This is a genomic window from Bradyrhizobium sp. BR 10289 (assembly GCF_019455385.1).
In the GTDB taxonomy this organism is placed as follows: domain Bacteria; phylum Pseudomonadota; class Alphaproteobacteria; order Rhizobiales; family Xanthobacteraceae; genus Bradyrhizobium.
Map to the genome: position 1 here is coordinate 105887 of NZ_JACOFR010000009.1, position 16747 is coordinate 122633.

The following is a 16747-nucleotide window of genomic DNA, read 5'->3' on the forward strand; positions in this document are numbered from 1 at the left end:
TGATTTCCACGACATCGTTCATGATCGCTCCGATCGATGCTGCCGTATCCGATTGCAACTCTGCATCATTGTCCCGCGGCCAGATGTGGCCCCATCTCGGCGTCAACGACCTCAGGCCTACTGCTGTCAATCGCACCGTCCCAGCCGCCGCCGAGCGCCTTGCCGAGCGCGACGTAGTCCCGCGCCAAATTGGCCCGGCTCTCCAGCAACGAGTCTTCGGCCGAGAATTGCGAGCGCTCGGCGTCGAGCACGTCGAGGAAACTGCTGGACCCGCTTTCATAGAGCGAGCGCGACAGCCGCGCCGCCTCGCCATATCGCGACGCGGATTCGGACAGGCTGCGGATCCTGATCCGCTCCTGGGCGAGCGAGACGATGGCGTTCTCGACATCCTCCAACGCCGTCAAGACGGCGCTGCGCCAGGCGATGTGGTACTCGTCGCGCTGGGCCTGCGCCACATCGACGGCGGCGCGCAGCTTGCCGCCATTGAAGATCGGCACGCTCAGCGAAGGGCCGACCGACCACCCGATCGTGGAATTCTTGCCGAGATCGCCGAGCTTGAGCGCGGTGGTCGAGAGCGATCCGTTCAGGCTCACGTCGGGATACAGGGCGGCTTCGGCCTGCCCGATCTTGGCCGTGTACTGCGCGAGTTGGCGTTCGGCCTTGCGCACGTCCGGCCGCATCGACAGCAGATCCGCCGGGATTCCCTTCGGCAACGGCAGGCGCGGCGCCGGTATTGCCGTCGCCCGCGCCATCCGCGAGACCAGCGCCGTCGGATCGCGCCCGAGCAACACACCGAGCCGATGCACCGCTTCCTTGTAGGAGGTCTCATAGGCCGGGATCGCGGCCTCGGTGTTGGCCGCCTGCGCGATGGCCTTGGCATTGTCGACGGGAGACGTCGAGCCAGCATCGAGCTTCTTTTGGGTCAGGGCTGCGGTCGCGCGTTGCGAGGCGGCGGTCCGCCGTGCCAGTAGCGCGCGGGCCCGATAGCCGCGGGCCTCGATGTAGTACGACGCGACGTCGCCGACCAGGGTCAGCAAGGTCGCGCGCAGATCATCGTCCGACGCCTGCACATTGTAGGTCGCGCTCTCCACCGCACGCCGGTTCGCGCCGAACAGGTCGAGCTCCCAGGATGAATCGAAGCCGGCCTGAAACTGATTGTAGGTGGTGGCGCCGACGCCCTCCGTCGCGACGCCGGCGCTGCTGCGATTTGCGGTCGCAGATCCCGATCCGGAGACCTGCGGAAATAGCGCGCCGACCGACTGCCGCTGCAACGCGCGCGCCTCGCGGATGCGCGCCTTGGCGGCGGCGACGTCCAGATTGCCCTGGACCGCTTCTTCGATCAGATCGTTCAGCAAGGGATCGTCGAAGCGCCGCCACCATTGCGCAAGTTGCGCGGGGCTTTGTCGCGGCGGCTTGCCGGCGCCGTCGCTCCAATGCGTCGGCAGCGCGATCGTCGGGCTTATATAATCCGGGCCGACGGCGCAACCGGCGAGCGTCGACATGACAAGCGGAAACGCCATGAAACCAGCCGCCCTGACGATGGCTCTCATCTCAACCCGACAAATCGATCGATCATTGGCTGCTCGTCGGAGCGCCCTTGTCGGACCACTCCGGCGGCACACCCAAGCCTCGCGCGACCATCCCGACGGCGCCGGGATCGCGGCCGAACGCTTCGCAGGCTTCGTATTTCGGCTTGCCTCCGAGGGACGAGCCGATCCTGTCGAGCGTCGGCAGGCTCGGCGCTTTTCCGAACGGCGTCTCTCCGGTCACCAGCAAACGGCTGAAATCTCCGGCGAACGCACCGGCGAGATCGTAGGCGTCGCCGGCGCTCGATACGGTCGGCGAATTCGTGAAGGAATTGGCGCCGCGCGCCCAGATCATCGCGGCCTGCTGTCCGCCGGCGTGATCCTGCGCCTCGGCCTCCAGCGAGAGCGAGCCGAGCCCAATCGGCAGACGCGGTATCGGCGCCGGCACACCGAATGCGGCCGGCACGACCGACACCACCTTCGAGGCTCCGGCGGCCACCTCATTCGTCGGCGCAGCCTGCGTCACCAGAACATGGGTCGTCAGGTCGGCCGGCTGATCCGGACCGACCACCCGAAACCGCTCGCTGAGGCCGACGCACAGCGCCCGGTTCACGGCATTGGCCACCAGGATGCGCTGCTCCTGCGACAGCGTTGGCGAGGCCGCCTTCGAGAAGGAGGTCGGCATGATCCGCACAGTCTTGGCTGCCAGCACACCGTCCTTGCTGACGCGTACCAGCGACTTTGCCAGCATGCCGTCGGACGGCGCCATGTTGTCGTAGGACGATAGCGATCCGCCCTTGGCCAGGGGCGCGCTGGCGCAGCCGGAAAGCGACACGACCGCCGAGAGCGCGAGAATAGAAGGCGGGCGTAGCGCACGACCAAACGGCGAGCGGGCGGCGCGCAATTCCCGGATGTCGGAGATCATCAACGCGCCCGCCCGACTGAACCATACCGCGCGCTCAGGACCGGCCGCCGAGCCAGCACATTGCCGCCGACAAGCTCACGAAACCGCCGCAGACGTTTCACGCCTGCGACAGGCCGGCTGGAGCTGATAACAAACGCGACCGTCATGACGTCCTCGGATATCGCGATGGCACGATAGGATGGGGACGGATGACCTTGGATTAAGAGATATTACAAAAGATGACAGCGACGGAACACGCGCCTTATCTGGACTTGGGTTGTCCAAACCAGGGTCAGCGCACGGTTCACAAATTGAAACACTTCACGCCCTGCTCATCGCTCGTGAATGCCCTACCCTGTCGCCATGTCACCTCATCTCGATACAGCGCGCTCCCCTGCCCGCAACATCCGCACACATTCTTCACCACGCATCTCCGTGTCGAGGGTCGAAACCGGCCTGCTGGCGCTTGTTCAGCGGCTGGCGCCGCAAAGCATCACCACCCAGATCACCGGCCTCGTCGCGGTCTCGGTGTTGCTCGGCGTCACGTTGCTCGCAGCCGTCCTCTGGTTTCTCTATGACCCGCCGGCCCGCGATGACAGCCCGATCTACGTGGCCGCGCGAATCTGCGAGATCACGCGGCTGGTCCGCGCGACGAAAGACGCGACGGAAGCTGACACCATGCTGGCCGCGATCGAGCGCAGCGGCCTGGAGGTCAAGCGCGTCTCATTGGCCGCTCTGGTCCCGATCAAGAGCAATGCCTTGGCCGTCCGCCTCGCCATGCATCCCTTGGAGGCACACCGCGACATCGAAATCCTGAATGAGCTCGGAGACCCCGAGGGCCCACCATCGCAGATCATCACCCGGCTCGATGACAGCCATGGCCTGAGGTTCGACCTCGCCATCCAGACATGGCCGATGCTCGTCCCTCCAACCGCTCTGCTGTTGATCATCGTCGTGTTCTCCGCATTGCTCATGTCGATCTATGCCGTGCGCCGGGTGGTCGCGCCGCTCGCGGCGGTCGCGACTGCGGCGACCGTTTTCGGACGCTCGCCGCAAGCCTATGACGCGCTGCGCCGGCGTGGTCCTCGCGAGATCGTCCAGGTCACCGACGCCCTCAACGAGATGCGGACCCGCATCCGCACGCTGCTGGATGACCGCACCCGCATGCTCGCGGCGATCAGCCACGATCTGCGAACGCCGCTGACGCGGCTGCGGCTGCGCGCCGAGCAGATCCAGCAGGACAATCTGCGCGACCCTATGCTGCGCGACATCGCCAAGGTCGGCCGCATGCTCGACGACACCCTGGAATATCTCCGGGACGATTCGAAGTCCGAGCCTCCGACCCGCGTCGACCTGCCGAGCTTCCTGCAGACCATTTGCTCGGACTTCTCCGACATCGGACACGCGGTCAGTTATGCCGGTCCGGAACGCTTCACCTATGCCTGCCATCCCCGTGCCCTGTCGCGCGCCGTCACCAACATCGTCGAGAACGCAGTCAAGCATGCCAGCACGATCACCGTCGGCCTCGGCACGAACGGCAGCGGTGCGATCGAGATCGACGTCTCCGACGACGGCCCGGGTATCCCGGACACGCTGCGCGACAAGGTGTTCCAGCCGTTCTTCAAGATCGACGATGCGCGGAGCGAGAACAAGACCGGCTTCGGCCTCGGCCTGTCGATCGCGCTGGAGATCATCAAGCGGCACGGCGGCCGCATCGAGATGCGGCCGCGCCAGCCCTCAGGCCTGCAGGTACTGATGATGCTGCCGCCTGATGCCTCTCTCCAAACCGGAGAGAGCCATGGTTCCGGCGCGGCGCTCTAGGCACCTTCCTGGCGCGCCGGACGGGCGATCAGTGCATAGGCCACGGGCACTACGAACAGCGTGAACAACGTCCCGATGGACAGGCCGGTGGCGATCACCAGTCCCATGTTGTAGCGCGACACCGCACCCGCGCCGCTCGCCGTGATCAGCGGAACGACGCCGAGCACCATGGCCGCCGTGGTCATCAGGATCGGCCGCAGCCGGATCGTCGCGGCCTCGATGATCGCCTCGGTGACCTCCTTGCCGGCTGCGCGCAGTTCGTTGGCAACCTCGACCATCAGAATGCCGTGCTTGCTGACGAGGCCCATCAGCGTGAGCAGCCCGACCTGGGTATAGATGTTGAGGCTCGCGCCCCCGATGCCGAGGCTGATGAAGATCAGCGCACCGGCGAGCGACATCGGCACCGACACCAGGATGATGACGGGATCGAGGAAGCTGTTGAACAGCGCCGCCAGCGCCAGGAAGATGATGATCACGGCAAAGCCGAAGGTCGTGACGAAGCCGCCCGATTCCTGTTCGAGCTGTCGCGAGGCGCCGCCGAAATCGATGGAATAGCCGACCGGCAACGTCTTCGCGAGACCCTTCAAGGTCGCCAGCGCGCTGCCCATGGAGACACCGGGCATCGCGACACCCGAGATCGTTGCCGCATTGATCTGCTGGAAGTGGTTGCGCGACTGCGGAACGGTCTTCTTCTCGAGGTGGGCCAGGGTCGACAGCGGAACCATGGAGTTGTTACCGACGCGGATGTAGTAACCGAGCAACTGATCGCTGGTCAGCCGCTGGTTCTGCACGGCCTGGGGAATGACCTTGTAGGACCGGCCGTCAAGGCTGAAATAATCGAGGTAGTTGCCGCCCAGCATGGTGGCGAGCGCACCGCCGAGATCGCTCATCTTCAAGCTGACGTCGCCGGCTTTGTCACGGTCGAACACGACCATGGTCTGCGGCCTGTCGACCTTCAGATCCGTGTCGAGAAAGATGAACTGACCGGTCTTGAGCGCCTCTGCCATGAAATTCCGCGAGACGGTGTCGAGCTCGTTGAACGAGCCGGTCGTGCCGATAACGAACTGGATCGGAAGCCCGTTGCTACCCGGAAGCGACGAGGGCTGGAACGCGACGGAGCGCGTGCCGGCAATGGTGTTGAGCAGGCTCTGGAATTCCGGCTGAAGCGTCTTGGTGGTGAGACTGCGCTGGTCCCAGGGCTTCAGCACCCAGCCGCTGATGAATTGGGTCGACGTATCGATTTGGAACACCGTTGCAGTTTCCGGGCGCCCGGCCACGAGATCGTAGAGCTGCCGGCCATAGAACTCCCGCTGCTGGAGCGTTGCGGAAGGAGCCGAGTACGTCAGCGAGAGCACGACGCCCTGATCCTCGTCCGGCGCAAGCTCGCTGGTCGAGGTCGAATAGAGCCACGGGATCGCGGCAAGCAGCAGCAGCGCGAACACGGCCACGACCGGCTTCATGCCGAAGACGGCCTCGAGCCGGCGACGATAGGCGCTCGAAAGCCACTCCAGCACGTGGTCGATCGCGCGCACCAGGCGCGCTTCCCAATTGGTCGCATCACGCTCGGTCTTGCGAAGCAGCCAGGCGCAGTTCATCGGCGACAGCGTGAGCGCGATCACCGCCGACACCGTCACGGCGCCGGCCAGGGTGAAGGCGAACTCGGTGAACAGCGCGCCCGTGAGGCCGCCCTGGAATCCCACGGGGACGTAGACCGCAATCAGGACCACCGTCATGGCGACGATCGGGCTCGCCAGGGAACGGGCTGACTGGATGGCCGCTTCGACCGGCGCCACGCCCTCGTCGATCAAGCGGTGCACGCTCTCGACCACAATGATGGCGTCGTCCACGACGAGCCCGATCGCAAGCACGAGCGCGAGCAGCGTCAGGAGATTGATGGAGAAGCCCATCAGCAGCATCAGGCCGAAAGTGCCGATCAGCGACAAGGGGATGGCGATGACGGGGATCAGCACCGATCGCCAGGATCCCAGGAACAGGAACACCACGACGATCACGATCAGCACCGCCTCCAGCAGCGAGTGAACGACCTCCTCGATCGAGGCGTTCACGAAATCGGTGGAGTCGTAGAGCACCTCGCCGACGAGCCCGTTCGGAAGCTGCGCCTTGATGTCCGGCAGCACCGCTTTCACGCCGTTGATCACGTCGAGCAGGTTGGCCGTCGGAGCGGTCTGGATGCCGATATAGACTGCCGTCCTGCCGTTGAACTTCGTTTCGCTGTCGTAATCGTCGTTACCGAGCGTGACATTGGCGACGTCGCGCAAGCGGATGATCGCGCCATTCACGGTCTTGACCACGAGGTTGCGGTACTGCTCCAAGGAATGGAGATTGGTCGAGGCGGCGAGGTCGACCTGCACCAGACGCCCCTTGGTGGAGCCGAGGCCCGAAATATAGTCGTTGCCGGACAGGGCCGTCGAAACGTCGCTCGCGGTGAGACCGTAGGCCGCCAGCTTGTCCGGATCGAACCATGCACGCAGCGCGAACTTCTTGGCACCCAGTAATTCGGCGGTCTGCACGCCGGCCACGGCCTGGAGCCGCGGCTGCACCACGCGCGTCAGATAGTCGGTGATCTGGTTCGGCGCCAGCACGTCGCTAGCGAAGCCGATATACATCGAATCGATGGTCTGGCCGACCTTGAGCGTCAGCGTGGGCTGCTGCGTGCCGCTCGGGAACTGGTTCAGCACCGAGTTGACCTTGGCGTTGATCTCGGTCATCGCTTTGCCGGAATCGTAGTTCAGCCGCAGATTGATCGTGATGGTGCTGGTGCCGGTGACGCTGCTCGACGTCATGTAGTCGATGCCGTTGGCCTGGGCGATGGCGTTCTCCAGCGGCGTGGTGATGAATCCCGCGATGATGTCGGAATCCGCGCCGGCGTAGGCCGTCGTCACCGTGACGATGGCGTTCTGGGTCTGTGGATATTGCAGGATCGACAGCGTCGACATGGAGCGCAGGCCGAGCACCAGGATCAGGGCGCTGACCACGAGCGCCAGAACCGGCCGGCGGATGAAGATATCGGTGAAGCGCATCGTTGTTGGCTGCCTGTTCGAACGCGTGGCCGGGATTACTGATCGACGATGTTGGGCGCGGCTTCCGCGACCGGCACGTGGGAATTGTCGATCTTGACCGGGCTGCCGTTGCGCAGCTTGAGCTGGCCGGCGATCACCACCGTCTCTCCCGGCTTGACCCCGTCGGTTACCGCGATGCGGTCGCCCTTTGCAGCCTTTGTCTTGACGAACATCTGGCGCGCGGTGCCCTGCCCGTCATGCAGATTGTCGACGAGATAGACGAGATCGCCGTAGGAATTGTTGACGATTGCCGTGAGCGGCACCGTGACGACCTGCTCCGGCTTGCCGACGGCGATCTCGACCTTGGCGAACATGCCTGGCAGCAGCCGGGCCTCGCCGTTTCGCAAGGTGGCGCGCACCTGAACGTTGCGGCTGCTCGAATCGACCTTGGCGTTGATTGCCGTGATCTGCCCGGTAAATCGCTCCGCCGGAAACGAATCGACGGAGAGCGCGATATCCTGGTTGATGCTGATCGAGGCCAGCGCCTGCTGCGGCAGATAGAAGTCGACATAGATCGGATCGAGGCTCTGCAGCGTGACGATGCTTGTGCCGGCGCTTAAGTACTGGCCGAGATCGACTGCGCGGATGCCGAGCCGGCCGGCAAAGGGGGCCTTCAGCGTCTTCTGCTCGACCACCGCCTTCTGCTGCTCGACCAGAGCCTGCGCGTTCTTCAGATTGGCCTTGTCGCTGTCGACCGTCGCCTGGCTGACGGCGTTGAACTTGATCTGCTCCTGGTCGCGCCTCAGCACGATGGCGTAGTTCTCCGCGGTGGCTTCCAGCGAGTTCAGCTTGGCGATGTCATCGGTTGCGACCAGCGAGAGCAATGTCTGCCCGGCCGCGACGCTGTCACCGGAGGAGAACTGGATATTCTGGACGATGCCGGCGACCTGAAGCGCGAGATCGGCGCCGTTGACGGCCCGTAGCGAGCCGATAGCGGTTAAGGTCGACTGCCAGGGCGCGTTGTCGGCGACCACCGTCGACACGACCTGCGGCGGATTGGCCATGCCTCCAATCGCCTTCCTGATCATCATGTCCTTGAAAGTCTGAAAGCCGTAGAGGCCGCCGAACAGGACGGCCATCCCGCTCAGCATGATCGTCATGCGTTTCATCATCGCATCGCTTCCTGGTTCTTCTTGTCGAGACCCGCGAAGTAGCCGGGATTTGCGCGCGGCCGCGCGTCGGGGGTCTCATCCGTCCGATTCCACCAGCCGCCGCCCAGCGCCTGAAACAGCGCGGCCGTATCGGTGAAGCGCGTCGCCTGCGCCTTGATGCGCGACACGCGCGCATTGAGGTAGGATTGCTGGGCGTTGGTCACGGTCACATAGGGGACCGCGCCGATCTTGAACTGCTCGATGGCCATCGCGAGGCTGTCGGCGGTGGCCTTCTCCGAGGCCGCCTGCGCCTTCAGCGTCGCTGCGTCGTACTGGATCGCACGCAGCGAATCGGCGACGTTCTGGAACGCCGTCACCACCGTGCTCTTGTAGAGAGCCAGATCCTGCTCGAACGTCGCTACGTCGGCTTCCTTGGTGTGATACAGCGTCCCGCCGTCGAAAATTTTCTGGCTGACGCTTGAGGCCGCGCTCCAGACGATGGTGGTGGGCGAGAACAGCCGCTCCGGACCGCTGGCGCCGTAACTCCCCGAGAGGGTGAGCTGTGGCAGCAGGTTGGCGATGCCGACGCCGACGGTTGCGGTCGCCTGATGCAGCGTTGCCTCCGCCTGGCGGATGTCGGGGCGCTGGCGAACCAGCGTGGAGGGCAGCGAGACGGGAAGCCGTCCGGGAAGGCGCAGATCGGCAAGCCGGACATGCTCGCCGCGGTCCTGACTCGGCAGCCGTCCGAGATAGGCCATCAATTGATTGCGCTCCTGCGCCAGCTGCTTCTGCAGCGGCGCCAACGTGGCCTTCGCCTGCGCCAGCGTCGCTTCCTGCGACAGCACATCCGATTTCGAGTTCGCGCCGACGTCGAACTGGCGCTGGATGCGCACGAGCTGGTCCGACTCCGCCTTGATGATCTCTTCGGTCGCGGTGATCTGATCGCGCAGCGAAGCGTCGGTAATCGCGGCCGTGATCACGTTGGCGGTCAGCGCCAGATAGGTCGCCTCGAGCTTGAACGCCTGGTAGTCGGCCTGCGCCTGGAGGGATTCGACCTGACGCCGCGTGCCGCCCCAAACGTCCAGGGTGTAGGATACGCTGACCGAGGCGCCATAGAGCGCATAGTTCGAAGTCTGCCCCGGCCAGTCGCCCTGCTGGGTCGTCGACGCTTGCTCGCGCTCCGCCGATCCGTTCGCCGTCACCTGCGGAAACAGGCTGCCCTGCTGCGCCAGTGCGGTCTCGCGCGCATTGAGCAGCGCGAGCTGGGCAGCCTGGACGTCCGGATGGTTACGAACGGCCTCCTCGACGAAGGCGCTGAGCTGCTTCGATCGAAACAATGTCCACCAGTAGCCGGATATGTCGGCGCCGGACGCAAAGCCCTGCGCGTTGCCGCCGGCAACCGGGGCGCTCTCCGTCGCGGCAACGCGTTGCTCGCGCGTATAGCCGTCCACGGCCGGGCTCGCGGGCGCGGTGAAGTCCGGGCCGACGGCGCAGGAGGCCAGCAGCAGACTTGGGAGAAGACCCGGGAGAAGAGTGCCCGCACGGGCCAGGCCTCTGTCGCGCCAGCCGGCCGCAACGGAGGGCTTTCGCCGGCGCAGGGCGCGATGGGGAGCCGTCATCGAACTAAACCGTTTAGTTTTGTCTCGGGGGCCTGTATGCTGCCAGTCTCGGAGAAATGTCAAGCCGCAGGGGAACGGGGTCATGGCAGCTGCTGTGCGAAAGCCGCAAGCACGAAATGCGCAGAAACAGATTGATGCGAGCGAACGGCCGCGCGCAAAGGCCAAGTACCGCCAAATTCTGGATGGTGCGCGCGCGCTGTTTCTCGATCTCGGCTTCGACGCAACCAGCATGGATGCGATTGCACGCCATGCCGGCGTGTCGAAGGCGACGCTCTACGTTCATTTTGACGACAAGGACGATCTGCTGCTGGCGCTGGTGAGCGACGAGTGCCGTCGGTTCGGACCAAAGACCTTGTGGCAGGACACCGGCGCGCCGATCGACCTCAGAAAGGAGCTCCGCGCGATCGCACGGACTTTTCTCGAAGGTTTTCTCGACCAGAGAGGATTGGCGATGCACAGGCTCATTATGTCCTGTGCCTCCCGCTATCCGCGCGTTGCCGACGTCTTCATGAAGGCCGGGCCCGAGCGGTGCGACGCCGAATTGGCTGCCTTCCTGCGCGCGGCGCAGGCCCAACGGCTCGTCAATATTGCCGATACCAAGTTGGCGGCGACGCAGTTTCTCAGCCTCATCCAGGGCAAGGTGATCCTGAAATGGGCCCTGTCCATGAGCGCGCCGAGCGAGGCCGAGTATCATGCCCTGATCGAGGGAGGTATCAACGTCTTTCTTGCCGCCTACCAACGCAAGCCGACCGTTGCGAAAAAGACGGGCAAGAGAGGAGCGCATCAAAGTCCGGTGAAGGCTCGAGCTCAGCGTTAGCATCGGCACGTGCGTGGCCGCGCCGCTAGCGCCGCAGCCGTAGCTCCACTGCCCCGACCGTGTCGGCGTCGAGGCCTCCGGCAGGCGTGAGCGCAGTCGCAATCGCCGCCACCACGCGCATGGCTCGCACTATTTTGATGATTGTCGGCCGCATTTTCGGTAATCCTCATCCCGCATTTCGCAGGCGGCGATCGTCAATTTGCACGACAATCTTTATTGCCCGGATGCGCCGGCAGGATAAACCGCGAATTTCGGATTATTTCATTCTGTAATGCCTGGCGCCCTGATCGGCAGGGAACGTGAAATCGCAGTAGAAGGACGACTGTTACACATTGTTACGAGAAAGGGCTTGAGACGGTCGAAAAACCGAAGGATGCCTCGCTCATGTCGGCTCCCCACATTCTCATCGTCGACGACGATCCCAAGATTCGCTCCGGCCTGGCCAAATTCCTTGGACAGCAGGGTTTGCGCGTCTCCATCGCAAGCGACGGAAAGCAGTTCCGGGAAAAGCTCGCGACGTCCAGGGTGGATCTGATCGTGCTCGACGTCATGCTGCCCGATGAGAACGGATTGTCCCTTCTGCGCCAGACACAGGGCGAGGACCCGGTCCCCGTCATCCTTCTAACCGCGGTCGCCGAAGAGACCGATCGGGTGGTCGGTCTCGAGCTCGGCGCCGAGGACTATATCTGCAAGCCGTTCGGTCTCCGCGAGCTCCTGGCACGCATCCGCGTGGTGTTGCGGCGTCAATCCGCCGTCGATGTCAGCAAGTCCACGAAGCGCTCGACTGTATTCGTGTTCGCCAGATGGACTTTGGACATCCGGGCGCGAACGTTGAAATCTCCATCGGGTGCGCTGGTCGAGCTCACCTCCGGCGAATATGACCTGCTTCAGGCTTTCGTGGAGCACCCCAACCGCGTGCTCAACCGCGACCAGCTCCTGGACCTAGCGCGCGGCCGCACATCGACGTCGGTCGATCGCACCATCGACGTGCAGGTCATGCGGCTGCGGCGCAAGCTGGAAGAAAACCCGGAAAATCCGACGCTGATCAAGACGGTACGGAATGGCGGCTACATCTTCACCCCGGTCGTCGACAACGATGCCGGCTAAGGAACATGCCCTGAGCTGGATTCGGCGTCCCGGGATTGGCCGCCGCATCGCCGCCGCCATGGTCCTCAGCCTGCTCGCCATTCAATTTCAGGGGGGCCTTCAGGTCTGGCTCCTGTCGGAGCCGCACCTGCGGATGACCGGCGCGCGATGGCTTGCGGATCAGACCTCTAGCCTCGCCGCCGGGATTTTCGCGCAGCCCGTTTCGGATCGCGAAGGCAAGGCCAGCCAGTCCAGCTCGCTGCTGACTGTGACTTGGTCCAGAGAGAAACCGATCGAGAGCTCCAACGGCCCGGATCCGACCTTCGCCAGACTGAGCGCAACGGTCAAGGCTGCGCTTGGCAACAACGTCCGCAGTGTGGAGGTGTATGACGCCGGATTTTCGGTTGGAGGCCCGTTTCGCGCCATCAAGACGCAGGTTCTGCCTGCCTCCGTCGCGCCCTCCCTGGGCACCTCACCCCTGACGTCGAGCGAGCCGGACATTCTCGTGCCGGCAAGTTTGCGGATTCTCGTTCAAGGTGACGACAATACCTGGATCAGCGTTTCGTTTGCGGAAACGGTCGGCGGCCTGAGCAATGCCTTGCCGCTGCTTCCTCTGATCGGCGGCGGCTTGATCATCGCGCTCATCTCGACGCTGCTGACGCGTCGCATCGTCGCGCCGCTGGACCGGCTGGTCGAAGCCGCCGACCAGATCGGCAAGACGCGGGATTTCGTCGCAGTCTCCGATCAGGGACTATACGAGTTTGGCGTCGTCGCCAGGGCGTTCGAAGACATGCAGCGGCGCCTGCTCTCGTTCGTCAAGGAGCGCACGCAAATGCTGGCCGCGATCTCGCACGATTTCAGATCGTCGCTGATGCGCATGCGCATTTCCGCCGAACAGCTCGAAACCGATGATGATCGTGACGCCATCTTGTCGGAGATCGCTGACATGACGGCGATGGTCGACACCACCCTCGCCTTCGCAAGCGGTGAGACGACCGAAGCAGCTACCCAGCCGATGGATCTCGCCGCGCTGTTGATCAGCCTGGTCGATGAGGCCACCGACAATGGCCATGATTGCAGCTATACCGGCCCCGATCATCTCGAAATCGTCGGACGCCTGATCCCGCTCAAGCGAGCTTTTCGAAACCTGATCGACAATGCCGTGAAGTATGGCGCAGTCGCACGGGTCAGCCTGAAGGCAGATCGCGAGCACATCGAGGTGAGCATCAGCGACGACGGCCCGGGCATCCCTCACGACAGGACCGAAGAGGCCATGGCACCCTTTCGACGGCTGGACCAGGCCAGAAGTGCAAAGATCCCCGGGACCGGCCTGGGACTCACGATCGTGCGCGACGTCGTCCTCGGCCAAGGCGGGTCGATCCGGTTTAGAACGAAGGATGGAAGCGGGTTTACCGTGGTGATCCTGCTGCCCAAGTGAGCTAACGCGCGATGAAATCAGAATGAATCGTCATTGCGCTTTAGGTTATCGTTTGGGCATGCTCTTTCGGAAAACCGCTTCGCACTTTTCCGAATGACGCTTTAGCGGCGCGTTCTGCCGCTCACCGATGCCAGCGCATCTCTTCAGGCGCTAGAGTTGACGCCCTGAATGGAATTCACGTCTGACGCGAACTGATATCCGCCAATGCGGCCTCAGCGCCACCGCGCCGTAGTGTTAAGTCTGTTGTTCCGATCGGTCCTCATGGACCATCGCTGAGAGCTTCGCGCGCATGTATCATTGATGCATTCCCTCGCGCGCAGCAGCGATCAGGTAAGACTAGGATTTTCAGGGATTTACCGGGAATTTGGTAGCGGGGGAGGGACTCGAACCCCCGACCCCAGGATTATGATTCCCGTGCTCTAACCAGCTGAGCTACCCCGCCACAGGGTCGCGAACGGCAAAACTGCCGATCTCGCGAACGCGCGGCATATAAGGAAGGGGGCGGGGAGAAGTCAAGCTAAGGTCGTTCGAGCCAACGGGTGATGTTGGCGTCGGAATCGATCGTTTTTGGGCACCAGACTCGCGGAGAATCCCCCTTGGCCGGAATCCGCTTTTGCGCGGATTCAAGCCTCTCCCCGCAGCGGGAGAGGCGAAGAAGCGGCATCGTCTCCCGCCAACGCCCTCCGCGCGCGACGAGCTATTTCGGTCTGACGTTGGGATCGCCGCCGGGGCTGCCGGGGGGCGGGATGACCGGGGTGTTGCCGCCGGATTCCGGGGCCGGGGCGTGCATCTCGGGGTCCACGCCGGCAGGCGGGCAGAGCACGCCGTCGGATTTGGCCAGCTTGTCGCCGAGCGGTTCCCGGGACTGGCCGGTGGTGGTGCCGTCGGGGGTGGTGGCGCGGTTCGGGCGGTCCTGCGGCGTGCAGTCGGCGGCGCGTTGCGGGGATGGCGGCGCGGTCGCTTGCGGCGGCGTTGCCGGGGCGGGCGGGGCCTGCGCGATCGCTGGCGCAGAGGCTGCGATCATGAGGCCCGCAAGAATGATGTTTGATGTTGTGCGCATGGAAAGGAAACGCGCGGAGGCCGCGCGCCGTTCCCACCGCCGAACATTACGATTTATGGTAGCGGATCAGCGAAAAGTGCCCCATCGGCGGCATCGGGCGGCGCTCGGCCAGCGTGACGCCGCCGTGTTTGGCGGCCCAGTTGACGAGGCGGGCCCACGGGAATTCCGGGCGCCAGCCGAGGCGGCGCGCGAGCGGCGCGAAGGCGAGCTCGGAGAGCTTGCGCAGGCCCTTTTCCGCGCCGATGTGGTTGACGAGGATCAGCTCGCCGCCGGGCTTGAGCACGCGCACGAACTCGTCGAGCGTGCCTTCGGGATCGGGCACCGCGGTGATGACGTATTGCGCGACCACCGCGTCGAAGGCGTTGTCGGGGAAGGCGAGGTTCTTCGCGTCCATCACCGAGAGCACTTCGACGTTGGAGAGGCGCAAGCTCCGCACGCGTTGCTGCGCCTTGCGCAGCATCGGCTCGGAGATGTCGACGCCGCAGATCTTCGTGGTGCGCGAATAGTCGGAGAGCGAAAGCCCGGTGCCGACACCGACGTCGAGAATGCGGCCGCCGATGCGGTCGGCCTCGGCGATGGTCGACTGCCGTCCGGCATCGAACACCTTGCCGAACACGAGATCATAGACCGGCGCCCAGCGGCCATAGGCCTTCTCGACCTCGGCCCGCGAGATGTCTGCTGCCATGCCCCCTGCCCTTACGCGAAACTGTGAAGAATATTGTTCATTGGTAAGATCGAAGTCAGTCGCGAACTCGGTGTAGTGCCTCTCCCGCTTGCGGGAGAGGTCGACACGCTCGCAAGAGCGTGGCGGGTGAGGGTTCTTTCCGCTCGCGAGATATCGCTGGTGGAGAGAGCCCCCTCCCCAACCCTCCCCCGCAGGCGGGAGAGGGGGTGCACTGCCTTCGCGGTAACAGCTGGGCTCGAACTCGGCAAGATCAGCCGCGCACGGCTTCCGCGAGCGGACGCGCTGTGGCCGCACCGACCTTCGCCGCAGCGCTCTGGATGAAACCGCCGCCGAGCACGCGCGCCTGCCCGCTGGGCGCGTCGTAGAACACGCAGGCTTGTCCCGGCGAGACGCCCTCTTCGCCGGCGACGAGCTCGACCTCGTAATGACCATCGCTGCCGCGCAGCCAGGCCGGCTGGGGCGCGCGCGTCGAGCGCACGCGCACGAACAGTTCGAGGCCGGAGCCAATGGCACGGTCGATATCGCCGCCGCCGATCCAGTTGACGTCGCGAAGTGCGATGCGGTGCATCTTCAAGGCATCGCGCGGGCCGACGACGACGCGGCGGCCCGCGGCATCGAGGCGCACAACGAACAGCGGCGCACTCGCGGCGATGCCGAGACCGCGGCGCTGGCCGACAGTGAAATTGGCGATGCCGTGATGCTGGCCGAGCACCCGCCCGTCGAGATCAACGATGTCGCCGGGGTCCATCGCGTTCGGACGCAGGCGCGTGATGATGTCGGTGTAGCGGCCCGTCGGCACGAAGCAGATGTCCTGGCTATCGTGCTTGTCGGCCACGCTCAGGCCGTAGCGACGCGCGAGCTCGCGCGTCTGCGGCTTGGTCATGTCGCCGAGCGGGAAGCGCAGGAAGTCGAGCTGCTCCTGCGTAGTCGCGAACAGGAAGTAGCTCTGGTCGCGATCGCTGTCGGCGGCGCAGACCAGCGCGCGCGAGCCGTCATCGCGGCGGCGCGAGGCGACGTAATGGCCGGTGGCCAGTGCCTGCGCCCCTAGCTCGCGCGCGGTCTTCAGGAGGTCGCGGAACTTGACGGAGCGGTTGCACTCGATGCACGGCACCGGCGTCTCGCCGAGCGCGTAGCTGTCGGCGAAATTGTCGATGACGGACTCGCGAAAGCGGTCCTCGTAGTCGAGCACGTAATGGGGAATGCCGAGTTTTGCCGCGACGTCGCGGGCGTCGTGGATGTCCTGGCCGGCGCAACAGGCGCCCTTGCGATGGGTCGCCGCACCGTGGTCGTAGAGCTGCAGCGTGATGCCGACGACGTCATAGCCCTCGGCCTTCAACAGCGCAGCCGTCGTCGAGGAGTCGACGCCGCCCGACATGGCAACGACGACCCTGGTGTCCTCAGGACGGCCTTCGAGATCCAGACTGTTGAGCATGGCTTTCAAGGTGTGACGGCGGCGTTCGGCGATCCGCGATTTCGATGCTTCCGGCGGGACATCGGCGATCCCCGAGAACCTTGCGAGTTCCCGAAGGGCACGGTCTGCCCGGTCGAAAGCGGCTGAGAGCTGCCTCTTTAATATAGGCGGCATTCCGGTGAAGCAATCACGAGGGCTGCCGCCTTAGG

General features: G+C 64.5%; 12 protein-coding genes and 1 tRNA gene. 4 read left to right on the forward strand and 9 right to left on the reverse strand.

Going from position 1 to position 16747, the window contains the following annotated elements; genetic code table 11:
- Nucleotides 1–65: 65 nt before the first annotated feature.
- Both HYH08_RS17390 and HYH08_RS17395 read right to left on the reverse strand, forming a co-directional pair.
- Complete coding sequence (locus tag HYH08_RS17390) at nt 66–1520, reverse strand: efflux transporter outer membrane subunit (protein ID WP_228747890.1); 1455 nt, start codon at nt 1518–1520, stop codon at nt 66–68.
- 52 nt (nt 1521–1572) lie between these two features.
- Complete coding sequence (locus tag HYH08_RS17395; protein WP_502788265.1) at nt 1573–2448, reverse strand: DUF3313 domain-containing protein; 876 nt, start codon at nt 2446–2448, stop codon at nt 1573–1575.
- 417 nt (nt 2449–2865) lie between these two features.
- Here HYH08_RS17395 and HYH08_RS17400 point away from each other — a divergent pair, with 417 nt between their 5' ends.
- Entirely contained in the window at nt 2866–4251 is a 1386-nt protein-coding gene (locus tag HYH08_RS17400) for an ATP-binding protein (RefSeq protein ID WP_349631435.1), read from the forward strand.
- Here HYH08_RS17400 and HYH08_RS17405 read toward each other — a convergent pair.
- From HYH08_RS17405 to HYH08_RS17415, 3 genes are read right to left on the reverse strand one after another with little or no spacing between them, the layout of a single operon-like run.
- Nucleotides 4248–7292 carry an efflux RND transporter permease subunit gene (locus HYH08_RS17405; protein ID WP_220011027.1) on the reverse strand — a complete coding sequence of 1015 codons (3045 nt, stop codon included), beginning with the start codon at nt 7290–7292 and terminating at the stop codon, nt 4248–4250. The genes HYH08_RS17400 and HYH08_RS17405 overlap by 4 nt on opposite strands.
- 35 nt (nt 7293–7327) lie before the next feature.
- Nucleotides 7328–8443 carry an efflux RND transporter periplasmic adaptor subunit gene (locus HYH08_RS17410; protein ID WP_228747891.1) on the reverse strand — a complete coding sequence of 372 codons (1116 nt, stop codon included), beginning with the start codon at nt 8441–8443 and terminating at the stop codon, nt 7328–7330.
- Nucleotides 8440–10041 carry an efflux transporter outer membrane subunit gene (locus HYH08_RS17415; RefSeq protein WP_220011028.1) on the reverse strand — a complete coding sequence of 534 codons (1602 nt, stop codon included), beginning with the start codon at nt 10039–10041 and terminating at the stop codon, nt 8440–8442. The genes HYH08_RS17410 and HYH08_RS17415 overlap by 4 nt, the downstream gene beginning before the upstream one ends.
- 82 nt (nt 10042–10123) lie before the next feature.
- Here HYH08_RS17415 and HYH08_RS17420 point away from each other — a divergent pair, with 82 nt between their 5' ends.
- From HYH08_RS17420 to HYH08_RS17430, 3 genes are all read left to right on the forward strand, one after another.
- The gene (locus HYH08_RS17420) at nt 10124–10858 is read left to right on the forward strand and encodes a TetR/AcrR family transcriptional regulator (RefSeq protein ID WP_220011029.1); all 735 of its coding nucleotides are present in this window, start codon (nt 10124–10126) and stop codon (nt 10856–10858) included.
- A 384-nt stretch (nt 10859–11242) separates the two neighbouring features.
- Nucleotides 11243–11965 carry a response regulator gene (locus HYH08_RS17425; RefSeq protein WP_220011030.1) on the forward strand — a complete coding sequence of 241 codons (723 nt, stop codon included), beginning with the start codon at nt 11243–11245 and terminating at the stop codon, nt 11963–11965.
- A complete protein-coding gene (locus HYH08_RS17430) occupies nt 11955–13382 on the forward strand; it encodes a sensor histidine kinase (RefSeq protein WP_220011031.1) in 1428 nt (475 codons plus the stop codon). Before HYH08_RS17425 ends, HYH08_RS17430 begins: the two co-directional genes overlap by 11 nt.
- Nucleotides 13383–13747: 365 nt before the next feature.
- On the opposite strand, the gene HYH08_RS17435 is transcribed toward HYH08_RS17430, so the two are convergent.
- From HYH08_RS17435 to mnmA, 4 genes are all read right to left on the reverse strand, one after another.
- Nucleotides 13748–13824, reverse strand: a tRNA-Met gene (locus HYH08_RS17435).
- A gap of 255 nt (nt 13825–14079) precedes the next feature.
- Nucleotides 14080–14442, reverse strand: a complete 363-nt coding sequence (locus HYH08_RS17440) for a hypothetical protein (protein WP_220011032.1) — start codon at nt 14440–14442, stop codon at nt 14080–14082.
- A gap of 46 nt (nt 14443–14488) precedes the next feature.
- Entirely contained in the window at nt 14489–15127 is a 639-nt protein-coding gene (locus tag HYH08_RS17445; protein WP_220011033.1) for a class I SAM-dependent methyltransferase, read from the reverse strand.
- 250 nt (nt 15128–15377) lie between these two features.
- Complete coding sequence (gene mnmA, locus HYH08_RS17450; protein WP_220011034.1) at nt 15378–16559, reverse strand: tRNA 2-thiouridine(34) synthase MnmA; 1182 nt, start codon at nt 16557–16559, stop codon at nt 15378–15380.
- Between the last annotated feature and the right edge of the window lie 188 nt (nt 16560–16747).